We start from the raw sequence: 26,812 nt of genomic DNA, 5'->3' as shown, positions 1-26,812 counted from the left end.
ATATGGCCCACGCGCCGGCGTTTTACGGCGAAGCTGTTTCCGGCGATCCACCCGAGGCCATCTGGCCTTGGCCGGACGACAGATGCGATTGTCATTGCGTCACCCTTCATTACAGCGCCGAAGAAGGGCGCGGCGGCAAGGTCCCTCCCTTGCCGCCGCAGCTTTTGCGCGCTGCGCCCAGACGCAAGGCGGAATTTATCGCCGGGCGCAGATGTGCTGCCGAAGCCATACGCCGTCTCACCGGCCGCGCCGCCTTTCCCGGCATGGGAGAGGATCGCGCCCCTATCTGGCCCGAAGGCGTGGTCGGCGCGATTTCCCACAGCCACGAGCGGGCAATTGCGCTTGCCGGCTCTTCCGAGCGGTTCTGCGGCATTGGCATCGATATCGAAAGGCTTCTGAGCGAGGAGGAAGCTTGCGATATTGCCCCGCAGGTACTGACCGCAAACGAACGCCTCAGTCTTGGAAACGACATCGATCCCTTCATGACCGGGCTGATCTTTTCGGCCAAGGAAAGCCTGTTCAAAGCGCTTTATCCGACCGTCAGACGTTTGTTCTTTTTCGAGGCGGCGGAGTTATCCGGCTATGAAGAGTGCGGTTCAGCATCCCTTCGGCTGACGACCGACATCAGCGGCGAGTGGCGCAAGGGAACGGACATTGCTTTCCACTTCTGCCGCTTCGAAGGCTTTTTGCTCACCCGTATCCTTCTCCCGCATTAAGGGAAAAATACAGAATTGTTTTCTGTGAAGATCATATTTAAAGTCGTTATTCCCGTCATTTGTGTGAAACACTGAAACGGTACGCACCGTGTTGGAATGATTCCAAACATGCAACGGTGGAGATACGATATGACCGACATCGATACGAGCAAGCTTTCCTGGGATGCGTGGGACGAGCTGCAAAACCCGCCGCCGGCCGAAACCGATTTCGACCGCGTGGTCGAGACCGCGATTTCCCGCCGCGGCTTTCTCGGTGGCGTGCTTGCCTTCGGTTCGGCCGCAGCAGCCATGGGCACGCTCGGCAACCTGATGACCAGCACCTCGGCGGAAGCGCAGGAAGCGGCAGCCGGCCGTTTCCCCTTCAAGCCGGTGGCTGCCGCGACCGACCACACCATTCACGTGCCGGAAGGCTACAGCTGGAAGCCAGTCGCCAAGTGGGGCCAGCCGCTGTTCTCCAACGTGCCCGACCTCGACCCTACCAAGGGTGTCAGCGTTGAAAACTCCGACAAGGTCTTCGGCGAAAATACTGACGGCATGGAACTGTTCATGGTTGGCAATCACCAGCTGATCGCCGTCAACCATGAATATGTAAACCCCGAAACCAACCTGCCGCATGCCGAAAAGGGCAACCCGAAAACGGCCGACGACGTCAAGATCCTGCAGAACATGCAGGGCGTCACCGTCATGGAAGTTGCGGAAGGCACCGGAGGCTGGGAAATCGTTCTCGACAGCCCGTTCAACCGCCGTATTCACCACAACACCCCGATGAAGCTTTCCGGCCCGGCCGCAGGCTCGGACCTCGTCAAGACCGCCGCAGATCCGAAGGGTGTCGACTGTCTGGGGACCTTCAACAATTGCGGCGCCGGCCGCACGCCCTGGGGCACCTACCTCACCTGCGAGGAAAACTTCAACGGCTATTTCGGTACCACTGATGCCGCCTTCAAGCTGCCGGATGACTACAAGCGCTACGGCATCGTCGCCGAGACCCGTTACGCCTATGAGAAGTTCGATGCGCGTTTCGATGTCGCCAAGAACCCCAACGAGCCGCGCCGCGCCGGTTACGTGGTTGAGATCGATCCTTCGGACGCCTCCTCCACCCCGATCAAGCGCACCGCCCTTGGCCGCATCAAGCACGAAAACGCCGCTGTGGTGATCGCGCGTGACGGCCGCGTGGTGGTTTACATGGGCGATGACGAGCGTGGCGAATTCCTCTACAAATTCGTCTCCAACGGCATTTACGTGCCCGGTGGCGACACCTCGAAACTGCTAGACGAAGGCACGCTCTACGTCGCCAGGTTCTCGGACGACGGCGCTGGTGAATGGCTGGCTCTAACGCCTGAGACGACAGGCATGAAGATCGATGAAATCTGCGTCTTCACCCGTCAGGCCGCTTCCAAGGTGGGCGCGACAACGATGGACCGCCCGGAATGGGTCGCCATCAACCCGGTCGCCATCGAAGCCTATTGCGCCCTTACCAACAACAGCCGTCGCGGCGAAATGAAAGACGGCAAGTTGCGCGCCAATGCTGGCGGCGACGCCATGGCGATCAATGCTGCCAACCCGCGCGAAAAGAACGAATACGGCCAGATCGTGCGCTGGTACCCGGAAAACGACGATCACGCGGACGGCAGATTCAAGTGGGACCTGTTCTGCATGGCCGGCAACCCCACCGTTCACAAGGATGCCTATGCCGGCTCTTCGAACATCAACGAAGGCAACATGTTCAACTCGCCCGATGGCATGATGTTTGACTCGACCGGTCTCCTCTGGATCCAGACCGACGGAGAGGACAGCAACGAAGGCAACTTCGCCGGCCAGGGCAATAACCAGATGCTGGCAGGCGATCCGGCCACCGGCCGTATCGAGCGTTTCCTGACCGCGCCGAAGGGTTCCGAAGTTACCGGCCAGACATGGTCCGGCGACAAGCGTACCCACTTCGTCGGCATCCAGCACCCCGACGCCCCCTTCCCGGATGGCGAAGGCAAGCTGCCGCGCTCCACCGTTATCGCCATCAAGCGTGACGACAACGCGCAGATCGGCTGACGCTTTGGCTTAGGCGGAACCGGGTCTCGGCATAGCGGAGATCCGGTTCCTGTCACCCGTGACCAAGGGTCGATGCGGCCTGACTGAATTTTCACTCGCCAGTGGACAAGAGAGGCATTACCGCTTCAAATCCCCCCACACGATACCAGTCAGGAGAATGACCATGGAAATATTGCGCGCGGGAACACGGGCCTCAACCAAAGGCCCCGAGGCATGGTTTACCGGCACGGTCCGTATCGATCCTCTGTTCAACCCGTTCGATGCAGAGCGGGTGCAGGGCGCTCAGGTCACCTTCGAACCAGGCGCGCGAACCGCATGGCACACGCACCCGCTCGGACAGACCCTGATCGTGGTTTCAGGGTTTGGAAGGGTGCAGCGCGAGGGTGGCCCCGTGGAAGAAATCCGCCCCGGCGATACCGTGTGGTTCGCGCCGGGCGAAAGGCACTGGCACGGGGCGGCACCCGATGTCGCCATGACGCATATCGCGCTTCAGGAAGTGAAAGACGGCAAGGTCGTGGACTGGATGGAGCACGTCACGGACGATCAGTATGGTGGCTGAAGCGGCCTGGCCGAAATGGCGCTCGTCCTGCCTGCCGGACGATCTCCAGCGTTAAGCAACATCCGGAAGAGCCGAAATATTTCGGGGGCGCGATTTAAACTTTGACTCGTATGCGCATTGGGTGAACCTTCATCGCGTCGCGGGAACATGGTGGAGAATCGTGATCTTAACCGGTGGAATTGTCCTTGCCCTTATCACCGCCAATGCGGTTGCAATTCCATGCCCATGACACTCAACCGGCGCGATGTGGTGGCGGGGTTGTCGATTGCCGGCCTGATGTTACCGGAAGCGATCGCCTATTCGGGGATTGCCGGCGTTCCAGCCCAGCACGCCATCCTTGCCGCCATCATGGGCTGCATCGTCTATGCCATTTTTGGCCAGAGCCGTTTTGCGGTCGTCTCGCCCACATCCTCCTCCGCCGCAATCCTGGCGGCAATGCTTGCGACGCTCTCGGTCACACCAGCGCAAAAGATGCTGCTCGTTGCCATTACGGTCGCTCTGGTGGGCCTGCTGTTTCTGCTTGCAGCTGCCACGCGGCTCGGCGCCCTGTCGAGTGTGATCTCGCGCCCGGTGCTGCGCGGTTTTGCCTTCGGCCTCGCCATTCTGATCACCATAAAGCAATTGCCGAGCCTCTTCGGGATAAAGGCGCAGTCGGGCGAGCCGCTTTCCATTCTCCTGCAAATCCTCTCCCGCCCGCAGGACTGGAGCCTTGAAAGCATCGCCGTCGGCGTTGCGGCACTCGCCGTGCTGCTTCTCCTGCGCAGGAGCCCCGCCATTCCCGGCAGCCTCGTCGTCATCGTGGCAGGAATTGCCATCTCGATCCTGCTCAACCTTCAAAGTCGGGGCGTAGCCGTCGTCGGCCAGATCGATCTTGCCGGCATATGGGCCGGCCCGTTTTCGGTGTCGCTCGACGATGTCGCGCATGTTGCCCGCTTCGCGCCGCCACTCGTCCTCATCCTCTTTGCGGAATCATGGGGCACCATCCGAAGCCTTTCGCTTCGCCATGGCGAGATTGTCGATTCCAATCGCGAACTCAGAGCATTCGGGCTTGCCAATATCGCCAGCGCCGCCATGCAGGGTATGCCGGTTGGTGCGGGTTTTTCCGCAGGCGCAGCAAGCGAGGCGGTTGGGCCGCAAAGCCGGCTTGCCTCTGCCATCGCCGCAATCGGCCTGGCGGTCTTCAGCCTGCTCGCCGCCAGCTGGTTCGCTTTCATCCCGGAAGCAGTCCTTGCCGCCGTGATCGCCGTGGCGCTGCTGCATGCGCTCGACCCCGCGCCGATCATCCGTTTATGGCGGCTCGGCAACGACGCCTATCTGGCACTTGCCGCCGCAGCCAGCGTACTTGCCTTCGGTGTGCTAAACGGCATGCTTGTCGCCGTCGCCCTTTCCTTCGCCGTCTTCGTTCGCCGGCTTTCCCTACCGCATGTCATGCATCTTGGCCGGCTGGGCGATAGCCACGACTTTGTCGACATGGAACGCCACCCGGATGCGAAGGATGTGTCAGGCATGATTATTCTCCGGCCCGCACAGCCGCTTTTCTTCGGCAATGCGGAACCGATCCTTGCCGCCGTTACCAAATACATCGTTGCGCGGCCGGAACTGCACATCGCAATTGTCAGCCTTGAGGAAACATTCGAACTGGATTCCACCGCGCTTGATGCGTTGCTGGAGTTCGATGCAGCGATGCAGCGCAGCAGCATCGTGGTCTATTATGCGCGCATGCACGACCATCTGAAGGATCTGCTGCTTGCTGGCGGCGGATCCGACATGGTGGCGCGCAGCAATTTCAGTGTCGATGATGCCGTGACGGCGGCCATGCATCGGGAGGACAGCCGTGCCACACAATCTTGAACCGCATCTGACCCCGGTTGAAATCACCTCACTCAAACCAACGCAGATGACAGTCGGTCTGCGCGAGGTGGAGGACAAGCGGCGGCAATGGGCCGCCATCCGTGAGGAAAAGGGAGCCGACTTCCTCGGACACCATATGGTACCCGTCGTCCTTGGTCACAAACAACGTCTTTATCTGGTGGACCACCACCACCTCGCTTTAGCCTTGCATGAGGAAGGCGTGAAACATGTACTAACCAGTATCGTTGCCGATCTTTCCCATCTCGACCGGCAGGAATTCTGGTCGGTGATGGACCATCGCAACTTCGTCTATCCTTTCGACGTGGATGGCGTGCGCCATCCTATCGAACATCTTCCCAAACGGATCGTCGATCTCAAGGACGATCCCTTCCGCGCGCTGGCCGGCGCGATTCGCGACGCTGGCGGTTTTGCCAAAATAGACGCTCCCTTCAGTGAATTCCTCTGGGCGGATTTCCTGCGCCGCCGGGTGGGTGGCAAGAAGCTGCGACATTCCTTCGAGGACGCGGTTGAGGAAGCGATGCAACTGGCACGCTCGCGCGATGCGCGGCATCTGCCTGGATGGTGTGGAGCGGACCGATGACCACCCTTCCCTCCCTTTTCCGAGTGATGGCGGCTGCCATCGCAGTTTTCGTACTTGGCGCGGCGAGCCTAGCTGCGCAGGAACTACCGCCGCCAGCGAGACCGGCCCCTACGGAACAGACGACAGAGCAGAAAGTCGACCAGTTGCTACAGCTTCTGGGACAGGACGATGTTCGTGCCCTTCTCACACAGAAGCTTGCGGCGGCCGGCACAGAGCAGCCGCCAGAACTGACGCCGCAGAGCCAGTTGAGCGATCTCGACCAATGGGCAAGCAAGCGGCGCGAACACCTAGGCCGCCTCGCAAGGGACCTGCCCGGCATGTCCACGCAGATCATCGCGGCGCTGGGAAGGCTTTGCGACGAGATAAGCAACTACGGTGCAGCCGTCTTTTTGCTGCACGTATCCATCCTGTTCGGTGCGGGCCTTGCCGGCGGCATTACCACGAACCGGATCATAGCGATGCAGGCCTCCCGCAGGAACGTCGCGGATATCGGCAAGGAGGCCTCGTCTGTCGTATCGCGGAGGCTTTTGCCCGTCTTCGGCTACGGCATTGCTGCCACCGCCATGTTCCTTGCCATCCAGTGGTCACCTTTGCTGAGCGCCGTTCTCCTGCCCTGGCTTGCAACCAGCATCGTGTTGCCGCTGCTTTTTGCCTTCACGGGCCTGCTGCGGCGGGTCGTTGGCCGCGAGGCCAATGCCCGGCGCGATTTCTGGATCGTCCGCTGGACATGGCTCCTGACCCTTGCCGGCGTCTTCTGGGCATTACTCAGGACGCTCGAGAATCTCGATGTCCCGCGTGACACGCTTGGGCTTTTGTCCTCCGCCATGGTCGGCCTGCTGTTCCTGCTCGCATGCATCTGGATCTGGCGTCGTCCGGTCGGCGATCGCCGCTCGGAGCGGGCTAGGTCAATCGATGTCGCGCTGATCTTCGGCCTCATCATCCTCTTCGGGTTGCGGCTCGCCGGCGCCGGGGTCCTGTTCTGGATCGGGCTTTATGCGCTGGTTCTGCCCGGCCTTGCCTCGACGCTTGGCATCGCGGCGCGAAAGCTGGCAACCGACATCGGCACCTATGGGCAAAGCGATCTTCGCCCGGTTCTGGTCGAGCGAGGCGTGCGGCTTGCAATCGTCGGGACTGCCATCCTGTGGCTGATCTTCCTCGTGCGCGCGCATCCGAATTCCCTGCCCGATGGCGCATTGCTGACGTCGATCGTCGTCGGCGTCCTGCACGGGGCGCTGATCCTGCTTCTCGCCGATCTCGTCTGGATCGCCATCAAGTCGATGATCGCACGGCGGCTGGAGTTGAGTACACCCGCCGGCAACCCGATGAGCGGCCAACCGGGTGTGGGCCAGCCGCAAGATGACCGGCTTTTGACCATTCTGCCGATCCTTCGCAACATGCTCGGCATCATCATCGCCGCGGTTGCGGTCATGACGGCACTTTCGGAACTCGGCGTCAATATCGGGCCGCTGCTGGCGAGCGCCGGCATCTTCGGCATCGCCATCGGTTTCGGTTCGCAGACGCTGGTCAAGGACATCATCAGCGGCGTGTTCTACATGATCGACGACGCCTTCCGCGTCGGCGAATACATCCAGAGCGGTTCCTATCGCGGCACGGTGGAATCCTTCAGCATCCGCTCGGTCAAACTGCGGCACCATCGCGGCCCGATTTTCACCGTCCCGTTCGGATCGCTCGGCGCCGTCGAAAATATGAGCCGCGACTGGTCGATCGACAAATTCCTCGTCACGGTCGCCTTCGATACTGACATTGCCAAGGTCCGGGCCATTACCAAGGAGATCGGTAAGGCGCTGAAGGAAGACCCGGAATTCGGACAGTTCCTGATCGAAACCGTCAAGCTGAAGGGCGTCGAGCAATTCGGCGAATATGGCATGACGCTTGGTTTCGGCATGATGCTGCGCGCCGGCGGGCAATCCTCCATGGTGCGCCGCAAGGCCTATTCGATGCTGAAGGATGCCTTTGCGCAAAACGACATCCAGTTCGCCAGCATGGCGGGCGCCTATCCCACATCTACACGAAGCGCGCGGCCACAGGAGCCCGAAGCAAGCGACGGGACGGGGCCGGTGGAAGAATAGGCCTCCGGCAACCGCGCCCCAACCTTAGCCCATTCGTTCGGACATATATTCGCCCGGCGAAGCTGGAAACACCACGGTCTTGTTGCCGTTGAGGAAGACACGGTGATGGATATGGGCATGAATGGCGCGCGCCAGAACCTGGCTTTCCACGTCCCTCCCGAGGCTCACATAATCCATGCCGCTCTGGGCATGGGTGACGCGGATCGTGTCCTGTTCGATGATCGGGCCTTCATCGAGATCAGCGGTGACGTAATGGGCCGTCGCGCCGATCAGTCGCACGCCGCGCTCATAGGCCTGCTTGTAAGGGTTTGCGCCCTTGAAGGAAGGCAGGAAGGAGTGGTGGATGTTGATGATGCGGCCAGACATTTCCTGGCACAGCCGTTCCGACAGAACCTGCATGTAGCGCGCCAGCACGACGAGTTCGGCGCCTGCATCGCGCACCACCTGCAGTATGGCCGCCTCGGCTTCCGGTTTCGTCTCCGGCGTGACGCGAATGTGGTGAAAGGGAATATCCTCGTTCACCACCTGCTTCTGATATTCGAGGTGATTGGAGATGACAGCGACAATCTCCACAGGCAATGCACCAATGTGGGAACGATAAAGCAGATCGTTCAGGCAATGGCCGAAGCGTGAAACCATGATCACGACTTTCGTTTTCCGCGAGAGATCATGGATATCGTATTCCATGTCGAAATCGGCGGCGACGGAAGCGAACCCTGCGACGAGAGCAGCGGGTTCCATCCCTTCCTCCGAAACGAAGCTCAGCCGCATGAAAAAGCGGCCCGTTTCCAGGTCGGTGAATTGCGAACTGTCGTTGATGTTGCAGCCGGACCGCGCGAGATATCCGGACACGGCGGCAACGATGCCGCTGCGTGCCGGGCACGAGACTTTCATGACATAGCTGGTCAAATCCTGCTCCCCTTGATGGATCAGCGATCGGGCACATTGGCGGTGATGCCGCCCTGCCCGATCATGGCTAACGAGACCGATAATAGCGTGTTACGCGCCGTAGATCGGGAAGTCCTCACACAGCGCAGCAACCTCGGCCCGCACGTTCGCCTCAATCTCAGCATTGCCTTCGGCACTGACAGCCAGCGCGTCGATGACGCGCAGGATCAGCACGCCGATGCGCTCAAATTCGGCCACGCCGAAACCGCGCGTGGTGCCGGCCGAACTACCGAGCCGGATACCCGAGGTGACGAAGGGCTTTTCCGGGTCGTTGGGAATGGAGTTCTTGTTGCAGGTGAGGCCTGCCCGCTCAAGAGCGATTTCGGCAACCTTGCCGCTAACGCCCTTCGGACGCAGATCGACCAGAACCATATGGCTGTCGGTTCCACCAGACACGATCCCCAGACCGCCATCCGTCAGCACTCGCGCCAGAGCCTGTGCATTGGCGATGACCTGACCGGCGTAGTCGGCAAAGTCCGGCCGCAGCGCCTCGCCGAAGGCAACGGCCTTGGCAGCGATGACATGCATCAGCGGGCCGCCCTGATTGCCGGGGAAGACGGCCGAATTCAGCTTCTTCGCCAGATCGGCATCGTTGGTCAGAATTACGCCGCCGCGAGGGCCGCGCAGGGTCTTGTGGGTGGTGGAGGTGACGACATGGGCGTGCGGCACCGGATTTGGATATTTGCCGCCGGCGATCAGGCCGGCATAATGGGCCATGTCGACCATCAGCCATGCGCCAACTTCGTCGGCGATCTTGCGGAAGCCTTCGAAATCGATCTGGCGCGGATAGGCCGAGGCGCCTGCGACGATCAGCTTCGGCCTGGTTTCCAGCGCCTTTGCCCGCACCTTTTCCATATCGATCAGATGCGTCTCTGCATCCACCTCATAGGAGACGACATCGAACCACTTGCCCGACATGGTGACCGGCGAACCGTGGGTCAGGTGGCCGCCATGGGCCAGCGAAAGCCCCATGATTCGGTCGCCCGGCTGAAGAAGTGCTAGAAACACCGCCTGATTGGCCTGCGCGCCGGAATGCGGCTGAACGTTCGCGAACTCCGCGCCGAAAAGTTGCTTCAGCCGGTCGATGGCGACCTGCTCAACCTTGTCGACGAATTCGCAGCCGCCATAATAGCGTTTGCCGGGATAACCTTCGGCATATTTGTTGGTCAGCACCGAGCCTTGCGCCGCCAGAACGTCGGCGGACACGATATTCTCCGAAGCGATCAGTTCAATCTGGGTTTTCTGGCGATCGAGTTCCTCGGCGATGGCGTCGGCAATCACCGTATCCGAAACGGCATTATGGGACAGACGGTTGAGCATTGTTTCCTCCTCAAGAATCAGGCGATTTCGGCGGCAAGTTCCTTGCAGCCGGTTTCAAGCAAATGGCCGAGATGCGGCGCGAAACTGTTCCAGATATCCATACGGAAACCATCCGGCGCATCGCGCCACAGCACCACGGTCACGCCATCGAAAATCGTTCTGCGGGCCTCGCCAACCGGAATGGTGTCGATGTCGCGGGCGCAGCCGAGTGTCAAAAGCTCGGCGGCGAGCGGCCCCTTGATCGCGAGCGTCACTTCCCTTCTGGAAATATCGACGAGACTATGCGGATGGCCGGCATAAACGCCAGCGCAGGCCGCAATCACCCCGTCGACCGCGCCAACGGGAGCAAGGATCGTCCATTCGTCGGGGCCAAGGCGCACGGCCTCGATTTCGCCTGCAGCAGTGCGAGCGCCGATCCGGTCGGGCAGGGTCAGGCCAAGGGCTGTATTGAGCGGGACCAGATCGCCGCGCGCACGCAGCGACAGCCGCCCCTGCGCGGCCAATATGCTGACCCGGGCTGCTTTGCTCTCGGCCAGCGTGCCGGGAACGGGGGAGGAAACGCGCATGTTCATTGTCATCTCCGGGTCAGATCTTCAGGCGGGTGTTTTCGGGATCGACAAAGACCATCCCGGTGATTTTTGCGGCAATCGTGCGTTCGGGCATCGGAATATAGACGGTCTCTCCCATCCGCTCATGGCCGCCCTCGACCAGCGCCAGCGCAATCGGCTGGCCAACCGCATCCGAATGATAGGATGAGGTGACATGACCGACCATTTTCATCGGGATAGGCTGCTTCGGATCGAAGACAATCTGCGCGCCCTCTTCCAGCTTCGAGCGGTCTTCGGTCAGAAGACCGACGAGGTGACGACGGCCCTTGGCGACGAGATCGGGGCGCGCGAGGCCACGCTTGCCGACGAAATCCGGTTTGGTCTTGCCCACGGCCCAGCCCATCGCGGCATCATAGGGCGTGACCGTGCCGTCGGTATCCTGGCCGACGATGATGTAACCCTTTTCGGCACGCAGCACATGCATGGTTTCCGTGCCATAGGCGGTGATGCCGTATTGCTGGCCGGCCTCCCACAGGATTTCCCAGAGTTTGCGGCCGAGCGGCGCGGGCACGTTGACTTCGAAGCCGATCTCGCCGGTGAACGACACCCGGAACAGCCGCGCCGGCATGCCGGCCACCGTGCATTCCGCGCAGGACATATGCGGGAAAGCCTCTTCCGTCAGCTCGACGCCCTCGACCAGCGGAGCGAGCAGCTTTGCCGCATTCGGGCCGTTCAGCGCAATGGTAGACCATTGCTCGGTGGTGGAAGTCAGCCAGACGTTGAGATCAGGCCATTCGGTCTGGAGGTAATCTTCCATCATGTTCATCACCCTTGCCGCACCGCCGGTGGTGGTGGTGACGTGGAAGCGATCCTCGGTCATGCGGCCGATGACGCCGTCGTCGCGAATGAAGCCGTCATCACCCAGAAGCAGGCCGTAACGGCAGCGGCCGGGCGCGAGCTTCGACCACGGGTTGGTGTACATGCGGTTCATGAACTCGACCGCATCCGGCCCGACGACCTCGATCTTGCCGAGCGTCGAGGCGTCGAACATGCCGAGGCTTTGCCGCACCGCCCGGCATTCGCGGCCGACTGCCGCATCCATGTCTTCACCTGGTTTGGGGAAGTACCAGGCGCGCCGCCATTGGCCGACCGGTTCGTAAACCGCGCCATGCTCTTCAGCCCAGCTGTCGATCTGCGTCTTGCGCGTCACCTCGAAATGCTGGCCGCGATGATAACCGGCGAAAGCGCCGAAGGTCGTCGGCGTATAGGGTGGGCGGAAGGTCGTGAGGCCTACTTCCGGCTGGCGTTTGCCGAGCGCTTCTGCCGCGATGTTGAGGCCGTTGATATTGGACATCTTGCCCTGATCGGTCGCCATGCCGTTGGTGGTGTAGCGCTTGACGTGCTCGATGGAGCGCATGCCCTCGCGCACGGCCAGCCGCAGATCCTTTGCGGTCACGTCGTTCTGGTAATCGACGAAGGTCTTGGCCTTGCCGGCATCGCGATCGCTCGGCAATTCCGTCAGCGATACGCCGCCGCCGGTGCGGTCGTGCTCCACCGCATAGTCGCGGGTATCGCCCGTCTTGCCCAGGGCTGCAGCGATCTTCCGGCCCTGCTCGGCGCCATCCTTCAGCACCGCTTCAATGCCCCAAAGCCCGCGCCCGGCGCCGGCAATTGCACAATCCTCATTGGTCATGGCCGGCAGGAAGGTGGTCCGCTGATCGTCCCAGGCAAGCTTGCCCTGCGTATGGGAAAACAGATGCAGCGACGGCGTCCAGCCGCCAGACATCAGCAACGCATCACAGGCGATTTCCTGCCCCGCGCCGACCGTGGAGCCATTCACCGGATTGACGCGGACTGATTTCACACGCAACCGGCCCGAAGTCGCCGTCACGGTATGCGACAGCCGCACCGGAATGCCGAGCGCGCGCGCCTCGTTCACCAGTTCCTCGCGCACCTTCGCACGGGTATCGACGATGGCCTGCACCCGCGCGCCTGCGCCATGAAGATCGAAGGCGGCATACCAGGCGCTGTCATGGCTCGTCACCACCACCGGCCTGTTGCCGACCTTGACGCCATAGCGGTTCAGATAGGTCTGGGCGGAGCCCGCCAGCATCACGCCCGGCCGATCATTGCCATGGAAGACCAGCGGTTTCTCGAGAGCCCCCTGCGCCAGCACCACATGGCGCGCCCGCACCCGCCACAGGCGTTCACGCGGCATGTCCTTGGTCACGGTTTCGAGATGGTCGGTCAGCTTTTCGCAAAGCCCAATCATGTTCTGGTGGTAGTAGGCAATCGCCGTCGTGCGGGTCATGACCCTGACGCCGCGCTCCTTCAGCGCCTTCAACTCGTCCGCCAGCCAGTTCCATGCTGGCTGGCCGTCGATCTGCGCCTGCGGCTCGGACAGCAGCGTCCCGCCGGCTTCGGCATTTTCGTCCACCAGCACGACCTTGAGACCATCGACCGCCGCTGCGCGCGCCGCAGCCAGACCCGCAGGACCGGCGCCGACGATCATCACGTCGCAATGCAGGTTGCGCGAGGCATAGGTATCGGGGTCTTCTTCCGTGGGCGAGACGCCGAGACCGGCCGCCGCGCGGATGAAGGGCTCATAGACCTTGTTCCAGAAGCTCTTCGGCCACATGAAGGTCTTGTAGTAAAAGCCCGCCGAAAACAGCATATAGGCCATGTCGTTGACTGCGCCGATATCGAATTTCAGGCTCGGATATTTGTTCTGAGAGGTGGTTTCCAGCCCGCTCCAGATTTCCTGCACCGTGGCGCGGGTATTTGGCTCGAACCGGCCGGAGCCGCGGCGGGTGCCGATCAGCGCATTCGGCTCCTCGGAACCCGCCGCTACAGGGCCGCGCGGGCGGTGGTATTTGAACGAGCGGCCCATGAGATGTACGCCATTGGCGAGAAGCGCGGAGGCGACCGTATCCCCCTTTACGCCGCGATAGGTCTTCCCATCGAAGGTGAAACTTACCGAGCGGGCGGCATCCACCCGGCCACGGCCGGAAACGCGATAGGAGTTCATTTCGACACCTCGGAGCTGGCTGGTGCGCGGGTCAGGGAAGAAAGCTCTGGACGCGGTTCGCCCGCGCGATAGGTCGTGAGGAACCGGTCGCTCACCGTGTCACGCACGGCATTGAAGAAGCGGCCACAGCCATGCAGGTGCCACCAGCGCTCGAAATGCGGACCCCTGGCGTTTTCGCGGATGAACAGGAATTCTTCCCACTGTTCATCACTCTGAGATGAGGGGTCGGCCGCGCGCACGACATGGGCCTGCCCGGCATAGGTGAATTCGGCTTCGGGCAGCGTTTCATGGCAATAGGGGCAACGGATCAGCAGCATGGGTTAGCTCCTCAGTGCGCCACGGCAGCGGCGGCGGCCTCGTCGATCAGGCGGCCGGAGCGAAAACGCTCCAGCGTGAAAGGCGCGTTGATCGGGTGCGGTTCGTTTTTCGCGATGGTCCAGGCGAAGGTGTGGGCAGCGCCCGGCGTGGCCTTGAAACCACCCGTGCCCCAACCGCAATTCACATAAAGCCCGTCGACCGGCGTCTTGCCGAGAATGGCCGAGCGATCCGGCGTGACATCAACAATGCCGCCCCATTTGCGCAGCATCCGCATGCGGTTGAAGATCGGGAAGATTTCGACGATGGCGGCGATCGTATGTTCGATCAGCGGCAGGCCGCCGCGCTGCGAATAAGAGGTATATTGATCCGTGCCGGAACCGATCACCAGCTCACCCTTGTCGGACTGGCTGATATAGGCGTGAACCGCATTCGACATGACCACGCAGGGGAAGATCGGCTTGATCGGCTCGGATACCAGAGCCTGCAGCGGATAGCTTTCGAGCGGCAGGCGCACGCCTGCGGTATCCATGACCACCGAGGTGTGGCCGGCAGCGGAAACCGCAACTTTTTTCGCCTTGATGAAACCTCGCGCCGTTTCGACACCCGCGACGGACCCGTCGGCGTTGCGGCGAATGGCGGTGACCGGGCAATTCTGGATGATATCGACGCCACGGGCGGCAGCACCGCGCGCATAACCCCAGGCAACCGCATCGTGGCGCGCCGTGCCGGCACGTTCCTGAAGCGCACCGCCCATCACCGGGTAGCGGGCGTTTGGCGATATGCTCAGCGGCGGACAATATTCCTTGCATTCTTCCGGGGTAAGCCAGCGATTGTCGACACCGTTCAGACGGTTGGAATGGATGTGGCGCTTGAAGCTCTGCACGTCGTGGACATTATGGGCGAGCATCAGCACGCCGCGCCGCGAATACATGACGTTGTAGTTCAGTTCCTGGCTCAAGTTTTCCCACAGATCGACGGCGTGATCGTAAAGACGCGCGCTTTCGTCGTAGAGATAGTTGGAGCGGATGATGGTCGTGTTGCGGCCGGTATTGCCGCCGCCGAGCCAGCCCTTGTCGATGACAGCGACATTGGTGATACCGTGCTGGCTGGCCAGATAATAGGCCGCACCCAGACCATGGCCGCCGGCGCCGACGATGACCACGTCATATTCGGCTTTTGGCTGGCTGTCGGGCCATTGCTCGTCCCAGTTCTTGTGGCCGGTCAGGGCATTCCGCAGGAGATTGAAGGCATTAAAACGCGTCATGAGCGGGCCTGCTGGTTGGAACTCTCGGTATTCAAAAGCCTACGGAGATTTACAGCGGCCGGGCTGGACAATCGCGTCTGTTTGCGTGAATATTTGCGCCATGAGCTCTCATCGCGCCAAGAAACGCCTCAGCGTCGCCTTCCTGCTCGCCGACCGGTTCACGCTGTCGGCCTTCGCCAATTTCGTCGATGTGCTGCGTCTTGCTGCCGATGAGGCTGACCGTTCCCGGCCGATCCTGTGCGAATGGTCCGTGCTGTCGGCGACCCTAGGCAATGTGCAATCGAGCTGTGGTGTGAAGGTGCAACCGGATACGCGGCTCATCGACGCCGTGCATTACGACTATATCGTTGTTGTCGGCGGATTGATCAGCGACCACAGCGCCCTGCCGCCGGAGGCATTGCGGTTCCTGAAAGACCGTGCGGCAGCGGGCACTCCCCTTATCGGGCTCTGCACCGGCGTTTTCATTCTACATGAAGCCGGCCTGCTGGATGGTTATCGCTGCTGCGTGAGCTGGTTCCACCATCAGGATTTTCTCGATCGTTTCGACGCCGAGCAGATGGTCTCCGACCAGCTCTTCGTCATAGATCGCAACCGCCTGACCTGTTCGGGCGGCCATGGTGCTGCGCATCTGGCCGCGTTCCTTGTGGAGCGCCATGTCGGCCAGTCGGCCGCCATCAAAAGCCTCAATATCATGATGATCGACAGTGCGCTCAGCGGCGAAAAACCCCAGCCCGGCCAGCAGAGCACCAGAACGGCAACCGATCCCCTGGTCAGAAAGGCGATCCTGCGCATGCAGCAGAACATCGAGGTTCCGAGAACCGTGCTGGAACTCGCGCGCGATCTCGGCCTTGGCCGACGCAGCCTCGAACGGCGTTTCCTTGGAGACCTGAAAGCAACGCCCTCCAAGGTCTATCTTGAGCTGCGGCTCGACCGCGCCCTTTCCCTCCTGCGCACCACGCGTGACCCGATCACCCAGATTGCGCTCGCCACCGGGTTTTGCGATGCCCCACACCTTTCCCGTACACTTCGTGCCGAGCGCGGCTTCAGCCCCAGCGAATATCGCAAAACGCAGATTGGCCACACGACAACAGACGAAGAATTCGCCGTCGGCGTGTTGTTGCCGCAACCTTGAGGCTTTGCTGTTCACCTGCGAAAAGTCCGGCCCTGCAAAAAATAGATCAACGTATTTGATATGGTCAGACTTGCCCGTACCGGTATAAAAGTCCTCGATCCTGTTTAGGGGAGCCGTGGGGGGAATGGGATGAATTCAGAGCGTCGTGGCGTTCTCGCGCTTTTAGGTGGCCTTGTGCTGGGAAGACCGTCTGTCGGCAAGGCCGCGAGCAACGTTCCGGCAGTTGCCCAATCCCGCTCCGAATACAAACCCCGGCATGTCCTTTGTTTTCTTGGCCCGGAAAATGGTCTGGCAGCGCTGCGGCAGAGCGCTCGCGCCGCTATCGATAAATTTGCCGGCGATTTCAGTCTCGATGAGGATTATTCGCAGGATGAACCGGACGACAGGATGGAACGCTCCTTCAATGTCTGCTGGGATCGTGTCGAGCCGGACGCCTATCAGGAGAGTGACGAGGAGGCAGTTGCAGGCCACGGCTCGGTTCTTTATGTGCTTGGCCCGTCAATGGCCGCGGAAACAGCCGTGGCGACCTGCGGTAAAGCCCTGATGTTCGTGCACCACATGCTCGATAGTGGCGCAGTTGCTGTAAAGGGTGAAAGCGCCGGCGTTGCCCATGGTGTGCAGCGGTGGAAGGAACTCTTCGAACAGTCGCGCCGTAACGCGACCGCAAACGACGCCCTGGCATTCGCCAGAACCTGCCGTCTAGCCTTCGCGCGCCGGCCCATCGGCGGCGATGCCGACGGCATGGGGAGCGTCGGCTTTCATCTGGTCGGATTGCCTGACGTGGAGATACACTTCACCCGAAAAGACCAGCAGCAGCCCTCAACAAATAGCGAGCAGCTGAAGATCGCCGCGCTGATTGACGATATCGCCGATCAAATGACCCGCAACGGGGTTGAAGCGGCCGTGAAGGATCGTCGTGCCGACCTGTCCGATGACACGCGGTATGAGGAGGACGAATATAAATTCAATCCGTTCGGCGTTGCGACCATTCGAGACCACAAGCCTTGACGCCACGCTTATAAAGATGCGGGGCCTGGGTCGCTCTCTCCGGCGACAAGCTGCATCGGCCAGACGCAGTAACGCGCCTGATTTGGGTAAAACGGCGCATAGGCCGGCATGGTAGACAGAAGCGTCTGCGCGACCATTACACCGAGATCGTGCAGGGACATGCGGAAACTGGTCAATCGCGGTTCGAGAAACTGGCCGCGTGGACCATCACGAAAACCGATGACCGCAAGATCCCGTCCCGGTTTCAGACCCACTTCCGCCAGACGGCGATAAAGGCCAAGGGCCATCAACTCATAGATCAGCACAAGCGCGGTTGGCCGCGGCCGCATCTGTAGCCACTCGCTGGCGGCGTGATATCCGCCCTGCTCGCTCGATTTCGCCCGGATGACCAGAGAAGGATCGTAAGCAATGCCGTTCTCCTCCAGTCCGCGCCGGTACCCGTCCATGAAAACATAACCGAGATTGACGTCGCTATCGGGTGCGGCAACCGCAATGGTGCGATGGCCGGCAGCGGCGAGCCGGTTGACGGCACTGCGCGCAACCTCCTCGAAATCGAGATCGATCCACGCATGATCGGCGCTGGAAGAGGTGCGGCCGAGCGTTACGAAAGGCAAGCGGGTCTGCTTTAAAAAATCGACACGCTTATCGACACGGCGGGTCGAGGAAATGATCATCGCATCCACCATGCGGCGCGCCACCATGCGCTTGAGATATTCGTCCGGGTCTTCCTCACCCGGACACGGCAGAACGATAAGATCGAGATTGTGAGCGGAAAACACGCTTTGCAAACCATCCGTCACTCCCATGAAGAAGTTGTCGGAGTTTTCCACCGTCTGCGCGTCGCTGCCGGTCATCAGGCCGATGACGTTAGTCGTCCCCTGCCTGAGGCTGCGGCCTGACTGGTTTGCGACATAGCCAAGTTTTTCCGCCGCCTCCAGAACACGCCGCCGCGTCTCCTCGTTAACGTCGGGCTTGCCGTTCAAGGCACGGGAAACGGTGCCTATCGATATCTCCAGATAATCGGCAAGCTGACGAATTCCTTTCATGCACTCCCCCTCCTGAGCCGGGTACCAAATATGGGTCCCCAATAACGGTATTGACATATCTAACATGATCATCCTAGTGTCGTAAACGTTTACGATGCTCTGCGCAAAGAGGAGTTTGCCCAGAGAGCGGGGAGAGAAGATGACATACAATGCCGTTTTATGCGGGTGCGGAGCTATGGCCAAAGGCTGGCTGCGCGCCATTCAATCGACGCCGGACATTCTCGGCGCGATCAAGATCGTCGGGTTCGTCGATCTGAACGAAGACACGGCACGCGCGCTTGCCGAAGAATTCTCCCTCACCGACGTCATCATCGGCGTCGATCTCCGCGATGTTCTCGCACGGACCAAAGCCGACATCCTGTTCGATGTCGTCATCCCGCAGGCACGGTATGCCGTGGTTGAAACCGGTCTTGCAGCCGGGTGTCATGTGCTCAGCGAAAAGCCGCTTGCGGCCTCGATGGAAGAAGCCGAAAAGCTGGTGGAACTGGCGGAAAAGGCCGGAAAAATTCATGCTGTGGTGCAAAACCGGCGCTTTATCTCCGGTATCCGGCGGCTGCGCCGGGCCGTGGAAGACGGCATTATCGGTGATTTGACGGCCATTCACTGCGACTTTTTCCTCGGGCCCCATTTCGGCGGTTTCCGCGAGGAGATGAAGAACGTTCTTCTTCTCGACATGGCGATCCACACTTTCGATGCGGCGCGTTTCGTCGCCGATGAAAAGCCGCTCTCCGTGTTTTGCGTGGAGAAAAATCCGGCAGGCTCCTGGTACGCCCACGGGGCAAGCGCCAATGCCATATTCGAGTTCTCCAACGATGTGGTCTTTACCTATCGCGGCTCCTGGTGCGCGGAAGGCGAAAGAACCAGTTGGGAAGCCCGCTGGCGGCTGATTGGCTCCAAGGGCATGATCCTCTGGGACGGCGAAGACAATTTCTCCGCATCCGTCGCCGGCGAAGAGCCGGGTCTTCTACGCGGATTCAAGACCGTAAACGTTTCCGACAGTATTTCCGAGAAGGATACGCACGGCCACGCCAGCGTCATACTCTCGTTTCTTCAATCCATCCTTACCGGCCAGATGCCGGAAACGGCTTCCTTCGACAACATCAACAGCCTGGCAATGGTGATCGGCGCGATTGAAAGCGCCCGCATCGGCCAGCGCGTTTCCATCGCAGCATAAGGACCGACAGACGTGAGCAATCCGGCAAAATCCATCCGCATCGGCACCATGGTCAGCGCCACCAAGGGACAGGCAGCTGAACGCATCGGGCAGATAGCCGATCTTGGTTTCGAAAGCTTCGAACCGTTCTTCTGGCAGACGACCAACGGCCAGGACCTTGCCGAGCTTGGCAAGCGTTCACTTGACGCGATCGGTGACCGCGACATCACCATCGGCACGCTCGGCATGTTCGGCAATCCGCTGGAGGAAACGGAAATCGACCTTCAGACCTTGCAGGGCTGGAAAGACTGCATCGACAATGCCCATCACTTCGGTGCCACCTGCGTTGCCGGTTTCACCGGCCGCCTGCGCGGAAAGCCGCTGCCCGAGAGCCTGCCCCGTTACAAGGAAATCTGGAGCGAGCTTGCCAAACGCGCAGCGGACAAGGGCGTGAAGATCGCCTTTGAAAATTGCGCCATGGACGGCAACTGGCAGACCGGCGACTGGAACATCGCCCATAATCCGGATGCGTGGGAACTGATGTTCAACGAAACGCCGGACGAGAATATCGGCATCGAATGGGAACCCTGCCACCAGATGGTTTATCTCATCGATCCGCTGCCGCAGATCCGCAAATGGGCGGACAAGATTTTCCACGTGCACGGCAAGGATGCGACCATTCGTTGGGATGTCATTCGTGAGCATGGGATTTTCGGCAAGGAAAAATTCGTCTTCATGCGCACGCCGGGCTTCGGCGACAGCAACTGGACGGACATTATTTCGGAACTGCGCCTGGCCGGCTGGTCCGGCTCGATCGACATCGAAGGCTGGCATGACCCCGTCTATCGCGACGCGCTGGAAATGACGGGACAGGTACACGGCCTGAACTATCTGAAACATTGCCGGGGCGGCGATTTTGTCGTCGATCCCACCTGAGGAATGGAAGCCTTTGGGAGAAGGCTTCCAGTAATTGCAGAGACGATAACCAAGAGGAGGAGATTATTATGGGTATCGCGAAATGCATGATCGCCAGTGCGCTTGTTCTGGCAGGCGTATCCGCCGGTGCGATGGTGGCGCATGCGGAAGATGTGACCTTGACCCTGTGGTCGCTGGACAGGGACATCCAGCCGGCACCCAACCTCGTTAACGAGTTCAACAAGCTCAATAACGGCATCAAGATCGAATATCGGCAGTTGCAGTTCGATGATGTGGTGAGCGAATCCATGCGCGCCTACTCGACCGGCAACGCGCCCGATATCATCGCCATCGACAACCCAAACCACGCCATGTTCGCCGCACGTGGCGCGTTTCTTGACGTGACGGATATGATTGCGAAGTCGGACGTCATCAAGACGGCAAACTATTTTCCGGGCCCGCTGAAATCCGTAACCTGGGACGGCAAATATTTCGGCGTCCCGAAGGCGACGAATACGATCGCACTCTATTACAACAAGGACCTGTTCAAGGCAGCCGGTCTCGATGCGGCAAAACCGCCGCAGACCTGGGACGAGCTTGTGGAAGCTGCCCGCAAGCTGACCAACCCCGCCAAGAATGTTTACGGCATCAGCTTCAGCGCCAAGGCCAACGAGGAGGGCACCTTCCAGTTTCTGCCATGGGCGCAGATGGCCGGCGCCACCTACAAAAACATCAATACCGATGGCGCGGTGAAAGCGCTTGAAACATGGAAGACCCTTCTCAGTGAAAAGCTGGCCTCGCCGGATACGCTGACGCGCAGCCAGTGGGATTCCACCGCCACCTTCAACGCCGGCAACGCGGCCATGGCGATCTCCGGTCCTTGGGAAATCGACCGCATGCTCAAGGACGCCAAGTTCGACTGGGGCGTGACGCTACTGCCGGTTCCGACGCCGGACGCGCCGCGGTCTTCGGCCATGGGCGACTATAACTGGGCGATCTTCTCCAAGAGCAAACATCCCGCCGAAGCCTTCAAGGCCATCGAATTTTTCGCCTCGCAGGACAAGGACATGTTCAAGAACTTCGGGCAATTGCCGGCGCGTTCCGATATTCCCGTTCCGCCCACCGGCAACGCGCTGAAGGACGAAGCGCTCAAGACCTTTATCGAGCAACTCAAATATGCGCAGCCGCGTGGTCCCTCGCCTGAATGGCCGAAGATTTCCAAGGCGATCCAGGACGCTATCCAGGGCGCCCTGTCGGGTCAGATGACGCCGAAGGCCGCGCTCGATCAGGCCGCTGAAAAGATAAAGCTGATCGAAGGCTGATCTGTCTGGGCGGGCGGCCGGGTTCACCCGGCCCCATCCAAGGGGTTCCTCCCGGTGGGGCTGCCTGCTGCTTAATGCAGCGGCGGCCCCGATCGGAGCTTGTGAGGATGTTTCATGAAAAAACTGTTTTCCAGCGTCAGCGACGGTCGTGGTTTCGACCTCATCCTCGTCGCATTTCCTTTGGGCTTCCTGTTCGTCATGGCGGGGCTGCCGCTCATCTACAACATCGTCATGAGCTTTCAGGAAGTCGACATGTTCAGCCTGGGCACCTTCGTGCGCCCCTTCGTCGGCTTCAAGAATTATATCGACCTGTTCCGGCAACCGGAAACATTGCCGATCCTTTTCAACACCGTCACCTTTGTCGTCACCTCGATTGCCGGGCAATTTGCCATCGGCTTCGGTCTGGCGCTGTTCTTCTGGGTGAACTTTCCCGGCGCCACCTGGCTGCGCGGGCTGTTCCTCGTTTCCTGGGTCATGCCCGGCCTCGTCGTCGGCGCGATCTGGAACTGGATATTGTCAGGCGATTTCGGCGTGCTGAATTTCTTCCTGCGGGAAAGCGGCATGATCTCAGGCAATATCTTCTGGCGATCGGACGCGAATTTTTCGCTCTGGGCCGTGGTCATCGCCAATATCTGGCTCGGCACCTCGTTCAACATGATCCTTCTTTCTGTCGGCCTCGCCTCCATCCCCGGCGATCTCTACGAAGCGGCGGAGCTGGATGGCGCGAACGCCTGGCAGCGTTTTTACACCATCACCCTGCCGATGATGCGTTCCACCATCGGCGCGATCATCTCGCTCGGCCTGATCTTCACGCTTCAGCAGTTCGATCTTTTCGCCGCCATCACCGATGGTGGGCCCAACAACAGTTCCAACGTGGCGCAATATTGGGCCTGGGATCTTTCGTTCCGGCAATATGATTTCGGCAAGGGCGCGACGATCTCCGTCATCATGATCGTTTTCGTCATGCTGGCTTCCGTCGTTTATGTGCGCTCGACACGGCATGAGGTGCGCGGATGAGTATCACGACCCGCAACCGGTTGATGCTGGCAATCGCCATCGTGCTTGCCGTCATCTATCTCTTTCCGCTCTACTGGATGTATCTGACCTCGCTGAAAAGCGGCTCGGAGATGTTTGCGAACCCGCCGGGCTTCTGGCCGGCCGATCCGCAATGGCAGACCTATGCCTATGTCTGGGAAAGCCGCAATATGGGCCGTTATCTGTGGAATTCGGTGCTCATCGCTTCAAGTGCCGTGGCGCTCATCACCGTGCTTGGCGTTGGCTGCGCCTATGTGCTGGCGCGCTATCGCAACGTCTGGGTTGATATCGGCCTCTTCCTCATCCTCATGCTGCAGGTTCTGCCGGCGTCCCTTATGATTACGCCGATCTTCGTCGGCTTCTCGCAAGTGGGTCTGCTGGATTATCCCCGCCTGTCGGTCATTCTCGCCATTGCGGCGAAAAGTATGCCCTTCTTCGTGGTGCTGGTGCGCGCAACCTTCATGGCGGTGCCGCAGGAGCTGGAAGAGGCAGCGCTTGTGGACGGCAATTCCCGCGTCGGCGCCTTCTTCAACATCGTGCTGCCGCTTGCCAGAAACGGCATTCTCGTCAGCGCCATTCTCATTTTCATGCAGGCATTCGGGGAATTCGTCTATTCGAAATCGATGATCCAGGCGGCTGAATTGCAGCCTGCCAGTGTCGGCCTCAATTCCTTCATGGGCCCCAACACCAGCGAATGGAACAACATCATGGCCTATGCGACCATGTATGTGACGCCCATTCTTGCCCTGTTCATTCTCTTGCAGCGCCGCATCGTTTCCGGCCTGACATCGGGAGCGTTAAAATGACCCTTCAGATCGAACTTTCCGGCGTAAACAAATATTACGGTGCCTTTCACGCGCTGAAGAACATCCATCTTTCCATCAAGAAGGGCACCTTCGTCGCCCTCGTCGGCCCGTCCGGTTGCGGAAAGTCCACCTTGCTGCGTTCTCTGGCGGGGCTGGAAACCATATCGAGTGGCGACATGCGCATTGCGGGCACTTTGATGAACGGCGTGCCGCCGCGCAAACGCGATGTGGCGATGGTGTTCCAGTCCTATGCGCTCTACCCGCACATGACGGTGGAGGAGAACCTGACCTACTCGCTGCGCATGCGCGGCGTGGCAAAATCGGAGGCCCGCAAGGCGGCAGAGGAGGTTGCAGCCACCACAGGCCTGTCAAAGCTGATGAAGCGCTATCCGCGCGAACTTTCCGGCGGGCAGCGCCAGCGTGTGGCGATGAGCCGCGCGATCATCCGCAACCCGCAGGCATTCCTGTTCGACGAACCGCTCTCCAATCTAGACGCGGCCCTGCGTGTGCACATGCGCAAGGAAATCCGCGCGTTGCACGACCGCCTGCACGCCACCTCGGTCTATGTCACCCATGACCAGATAGAGGCTATGACGATGGCGGATCACGTCGTCGTCATGCGCGACGGCGTGATCGAACAGCAGGGCACGCCACTGGAATTATACGACCGCCCGGTCAATCGTTTTGTTGCTGGCTTCATCGGTTCACCGGCAATGAATTTCATTCCGGCAACGGTCAGCCCGGACGGCGCGACGCTTCAGCTGCGTTTCAGTGAAGGCGAGCCGCAGCAGTCCATCAAAAACCCGGCTCCCTTATCGCCCGGCAAGCGTGTCATCGTTGGTATCAGGCCGGAACACATCCGGCCGCGAACCGCAACCGGCGCGGCGCTGACGTTACCTGTTTCGGCCGTGGAAACCACAGGTTCGGCCACCTTCCTCACCCTTGGCACATCGACCGAAGTGGTCATCGCTATACAGGGACGCAGTGAGGTCAGGAGCGGCGAAGTCGTCGGCCTCGACATCAACCCGACCGACCTGCATTTGTTTGATGAAGAGACCGGAGCCGGCCTCGGAGGCCGGTGAAACGAACCACCGGGCATATCCGGACCGGACGGCCCTTCGGGGCTTTCCGATCCGCACGAGGCGAAATCTTCAGCGCCCCATGATGATGTCGAGGATGTTGCGGCGCGCGGTTGCGGAGGTGGCGGTGGCCCGGCCAACCTCGCGAGCGGCGATGGCGGGCGAACCGGAACCTTCAATATCCACCCATCGACCGGCATGTTCCGTGGATTGACGCTTGAGATAGGTATAGGGCGTTTCGTCCCAGCGAAAGATCTTCGATTTCATATTGTCGAGAATGAAATCTCCGCGGTCCGTTCTCACCGTGAGGATGGCATGGCCATCGCCTTTTTCGTCGCGGACAACGGTGATCAGCAGATCGGAAACCGGGAAACCGGCATCCATAAGCCGTTTCCGTTTCTCCAGCGTGAGGTCCTCGCAGTCTCCCGCGCCGTTATAGGGATACTCCCAATAGTCCTCGTAACCCCACACTTCCATGTCGGAACGCTGGTCGATTTCGATATTGACTGCGCTGTTGATCGAAACAAGGGTAGCCCAGACATCAGGCGTAAGACTGAGCGGCGGCATTTCCTTGACCGGCTGACATTCATCCGTATGCCGCTTGCAGAAATCGTAATGCCCGATGGGCTGCGACGTGAACTTGCCAGTCTGCATCGAAGGAGACGCCTGCACCGGCGCAGCGAAACCCGCGACGGCCAGAATGAAACATGCTTGCAGCAATTTGATGAGATGGGTCATGTTCGTCTCCTGACGACATGACCTACCGGTGGCGATTTGAGTTCACATGAAACAAAATGCTCGACTTTTAACGAACCCGATAATTCCGCTCCCGATGGTCCCGACAACGAGCGGCGTTGACTGGGATAACGCCGGGGGAGCCACGGCATCTGAACGGTCAGCAACGGTAAAGTGAGCAGCGGGAACTTGCCACGCCGGGGCGGCCTGCCTATGAAGAGGCCGTCACGCAATAGTAATCCACATATTAGAGAACGCTGCATGAGCCTGTTTGCGAAGACCACCCGCGCGGCCGCTGTCATTCTGGCACTGGCCTGCCTGCCCTCAAATGCCGCAGCGCAGCAGATGGTCGTCGTACCTCCCGGAAACCGCTCCGCCCAACAGCCGGAAATACCCCAGGCCTCGGCGATCAGGACCAGGGCGTTTTCCACGACCTATGAGGAAAAATTCCGCAAGACGGTCGATCTTCTAAACAGCGAACCCGGTCTACTTGGCAAGATCAGGAAGGCGGGAGCGGCCTATGGCATCGATCCTATCCATATCGTCGGCGCTATCGTTGGCGAACACACTTTCAACGTCACCGCCGTGGACCGCCTGCAGACATATTACGTCAAGGCCATTTCCTATGCGGAACTCGATATAAAATTCAGCTATCAGGGCGTTGCCCTGAAGACGTTTCTCGAGCGTCCGGAATTCCGCTCCTGCGCGACGCTTGCCACGACATCCGAGCAATGGAGCTGCCGCGATATCGTTTGGGATGCAAGTTTCCGCGGCAAGGTCGTCGATGGCGTGAGCTATGAAGCGATTTCGTTCCAGCGGGCATTCTTCCAGCCCTTCTATGCCGGACAGACCTTTGGTCTTGGCCAGATCAGCCCGTTGACGGCGCTGCAAGTTACCGATCTCGTAAACAGAACCAGTGGTCTGCCGAAACTCTCCGCCGACAGGCCGAAAGAGATTTACCGCGACGTCATGGATCCTGACCGGAGCATCATCTACATCGCCGCTATCCTTCGAGATTCCATCGACGCCTACAGGGAAAAAGGCTTCGACATTTCCGGCAATCCCGGCATCACCGCCACCCTCTACAATGTCGGCCAACCCCGGCGTCGCGCCGAACGCCTGCGGACGGCCGTGGATGCAGGCGCAAAGAACCTCCTGCCGGTTGAAAACTACTATGGATGGCTTATCAACGAGCGCCTCGACGTTCTGAGAGGCATCCTCGATGGCAAGGCCATCGACAAGCGAACCACCTCGGATATCGGCGAAAAAACGCGATAATGCCCTTGCAGGGAGGA

Annotated in this window: 23 protein-coding genes; 15 read left to right on the top strand and 8 right to left on the bottom strand. The window is 60.2% G+C overall.

Features of this window, described 5'->3' with window-relative positions; translation table 11 throughout:
• Nucleotides 1-2 precede the first annotated feature (2 nt).
• From T18_RS21075 to T18_RS21050, 6 genes are all read left to right on the top strand, one after another.
• Nucleotides 3-716: a 4'-phosphopantetheinyl transferase family protein gene (locus T18_RS21075; protein WP_038494921.1), complete on the top strand. Its 714-nt coding sequence runs from the start codon at nt 3-5 to the stop codon at nt 714-716.
• A 129-nt stretch (nt 717-845) separates the two neighbouring features.
• Nucleotides 846-2,759 carry a PhoX family protein gene (locus T18_RS21070; protein ID WP_025595095.1) on the top strand — a complete coding sequence of 638 codons (1,914 nt, stop codon included), beginning with the start codon at nt 846-848 and terminating at the stop codon, nt 2,757-2,759.
• A gap of 163 nt (nt 2,760-2,922) precedes the next feature.
• Nucleotides 2,923-3,318: a cupin domain-containing protein gene (locus T18_RS21065; protein ID WP_003518141.1), complete on the top strand. Its 396-nt coding sequence runs from the start codon at nt 2,923-2,925 to the stop codon at nt 3,316-3,318.
• A gap of 219 nt (nt 3,319-3,537) precedes the next feature.
• A complete protein-coding gene (locus tag T18_RS21060) occupies nt 3,538-5,169 on the top strand; it encodes a SulP family inorganic anion transporter (protein ID WP_410118143.1) in 1,632 nt (543 codons plus the stop codon).
• Nucleotides 5,153-5,770: a ParB-like protein gene (locus T18_RS21055; protein WP_038494918.1), complete on the top strand. Its 618-nt coding sequence runs from the start codon at nt 5,153-5,155 to the stop codon at nt 5,768-5,770. The genes T18_RS21060 and T18_RS21055 overlap by 17 nt, the downstream gene beginning before the upstream one ends.
• Nucleotides 5,767-7,860, top strand: coding sequence for a mechanosensitive ion channel domain-containing protein (locus T18_RS21050; protein WP_038494915.1), 2,094 nt, complete (start codon nt 5,767-5,769; stop codon nt 7,858-7,860). The genes T18_RS21055 and T18_RS21050 overlap by 4 nt, the downstream gene beginning before the upstream one ends.
• Nucleotides 7,861-7,884: 24 nt before the next feature.
• On the opposite strand, the gene purU is transcribed toward T18_RS21050, so the two are convergent.
• The 6 genes from purU to T18_RS21020 all read right to left on the bottom strand — a co-directional run bounded on the left by purU (nt 7,885) and on the right by T18_RS21020 (nt 15,286).
• Nucleotides 7,885-8,769 (bottom strand): formyltetrahydrofolate deformylase, encoded by an 885-nt coding sequence (gene purU, locus T18_RS21045; protein WP_013762268.1) that lies wholly within the window; start codon nt 8,767-8,769, stop codon nt 7,885-7,887.
• Nucleotides 8,770-8,859: 90 nt separating this feature from the next.
• Complete coding sequence (gene glyA, locus T18_RS21040; protein ID WP_038494912.1) at nt 8,860-10,128, bottom strand: serine hydroxymethyltransferase; 1,269 nt, start codon at nt 10,126-10,128, stop codon at nt 8,860-8,862.
• A 17-nt stretch (nt 10,129-10,145) separates the two neighbouring features.
• Nucleotides 10,146-10,700, bottom strand: coding sequence for a sarcosine oxidase subunit gamma family protein (gene soxG, locus T18_RS21035; protein WP_038494909.1), 555 nt, complete (start codon nt 10,698-10,700; stop codon nt 10,146-10,148).
• Between the two features lie 13 nt (nt 10,701-10,713).
• Nucleotides 10,714-13,704, bottom strand: coding sequence for a sarcosine oxidase subunit alpha (locus T18_RS21030; RefSeq protein WP_038494907.1), 2,991 nt, complete (start codon nt 13,702-13,704; stop codon nt 10,714-10,716).
• Complete coding sequence (locus T18_RS21025) at nt 13,701-14,021, bottom strand: sarcosine oxidase subunit delta (protein ID WP_038494903.1); 321 nt, start codon at nt 14,019-14,021, stop codon at nt 13,701-13,703. The genes T18_RS21030 and T18_RS21025 overlap by 4 nt, the downstream gene beginning before the upstream one ends.
• Nucleotides 14,022-14,032: 11 nt before the next feature.
• Nucleotides 14,033-15,286: a sarcosine oxidase subunit beta family protein gene (locus T18_RS21020; protein ID WP_003518155.1), complete on the bottom strand. Its 1,254-nt coding sequence runs from the start codon at nt 15,284-15,286 to the stop codon at nt 14,033-14,035.
• Between the two features lie 100 nt (nt 15,287-15,386).
• On the opposite strand from T18_RS21020, the gene T18_RS21015 reads away from it, so the two are divergent.
• Both T18_RS21015 and T18_RS21010 read left to right on the top strand, forming a co-directional pair.
• Nucleotides 15,387-16,418 carry a GlxA family transcriptional regulator gene (locus T18_RS21015; protein WP_019566906.1) on the top strand — a complete coding sequence of 344 codons (1,032 nt, stop codon included), beginning with the start codon at nt 15,387-15,389 and terminating at the stop codon, nt 16,416-16,418.
• Nucleotides 16,419-16,547: 129 nt separating this feature from the next.
• Complete coding sequence (locus tag T18_RS21010) at nt 16,548-17,426, top strand: hypothetical protein (protein ID WP_038494899.1); 879 nt, start codon at nt 16,548-16,550, stop codon at nt 17,424-17,426.
• An 8-nt stretch (nt 17,427-17,434) separates the two neighbouring features.
• Here the strand turns inward: T18_RS21010 and T18_RS21005 are convergent, their stop codons facing one another.
• Nucleotides 17,435-18,472 (bottom strand): LacI family DNA-binding transcriptional regulator, encoded by a 1,038-nt coding sequence (locus T18_RS21005; RefSeq protein ID WP_003518158.1) that lies wholly within the window; start codon nt 18,470-18,472, stop codon nt 17,435-17,437.
• Nucleotides 18,473-18,611: 139 nt separating this feature from the next.
• Here T18_RS21005 and T18_RS21000 point away from each other — a divergent pair, with 139 nt between their 5' ends.
• The 6 genes from T18_RS21000 to T18_RS20975 all read left to right on the top strand — a co-directional run bounded on the left by T18_RS21000 (nt 18,612) and on the right by T18_RS20975 (nt 24,785).
• Nucleotides 18,612-19,646 carry a Gfo/Idh/MocA family protein gene (locus T18_RS21000; protein WP_038494896.1) on the top strand — a complete coding sequence of 345 codons (1,035 nt, stop codon included), beginning with the start codon at nt 18,612-18,614 and terminating at the stop codon, nt 19,644-19,646.
• 12 nt (nt 19,647-19,658) lie between these two features.
• A complete protein-coding gene (locus T18_RS20995; RefSeq protein WP_013762259.1) occupies nt 19,659-20,561 on the top strand; it encodes a sugar phosphate isomerase/epimerase family protein in 903 nt (300 codons plus the stop codon).
• A gap of 68 nt (nt 20,562-20,629) precedes the next feature.
• Nucleotides 20,630-21,862 carry an ABC transporter substrate-binding protein gene (locus T18_RS20990; protein WP_003518162.1) on the top strand — a complete coding sequence of 411 codons (1,233 nt, stop codon included), beginning with the start codon at nt 20,630-20,632 and terminating at the stop codon, nt 21,860-21,862.
• Between the two features lie 114 nt (nt 21,863-21,976).
• Nucleotides 21,977-22,879: a carbohydrate ABC transporter permease gene (locus tag T18_RS20985; RefSeq protein WP_003518164.1), complete on the top strand. Its 903-nt coding sequence runs from the start codon at nt 21,977-21,979 to the stop codon at nt 22,877-22,879.
• On the top strand, nt 22,876-23,703 hold the full coding sequence (locus tag T18_RS20980; protein ID WP_003518166.1) for a carbohydrate ABC transporter permease: 828 nt from the start codon (nt 22,876-22,878) through the stop codon (nt 23,701-23,703). The genes T18_RS20985 and T18_RS20980 overlap by 4 nt, the downstream gene beginning before the upstream one ends.
• Nucleotides 23,700-24,785, top strand: a complete 1,086-nt coding sequence (locus tag T18_RS20975) for an ABC transporter ATP-binding protein (RefSeq protein ID WP_038494892.1) — start codon at nt 23,700-23,702, stop codon at nt 24,783-24,785. Before T18_RS20980 ends, T18_RS20975 begins: the two co-directional genes overlap by 4 nt.
• Nucleotides 24,786-24,854: 69 nt before the next feature.
• On the opposite strand, the gene T18_RS20970 is transcribed toward T18_RS20975, so the two are convergent.
• Nucleotides 24,855-25,520: a transglutaminase-like cysteine peptidase gene (locus tag T18_RS20970; RefSeq protein WP_038494889.1), complete on the bottom strand. Its 666-nt coding sequence runs from the start codon at nt 25,518-25,520 to the stop codon at nt 24,855-24,857.
• Nucleotides 25,521-25,778: 258 nt separating this feature from the next.
• On the opposite strand from T18_RS20970, the gene T18_RS20965 reads away from it, so the two are divergent.
• Entirely contained in the window at nt 25,779-26,795 is a 1,017-nt protein-coding gene (locus tag T18_RS20965) for a DUF1402 family protein (protein ID WP_003518169.1), read from the top strand.
• Nucleotides 26,796-26,812 lie beyond the last annotated feature (17 nt).

Origin of the sequence: Rhizobium sp. TBD182 (genome assembly GCF_001950375.1) — a bacterium.
GTDB lineage: Bacteria > Pseudomonadota > Alphaproteobacteria > Rhizobiales > Rhizobiaceae > Agrobacterium > Agrobacterium tumefaciens.
Note: the sequence above shows the minus strand (reverse complement) of the source record. Positions and strands in the feature narration are given on the sequence as shown.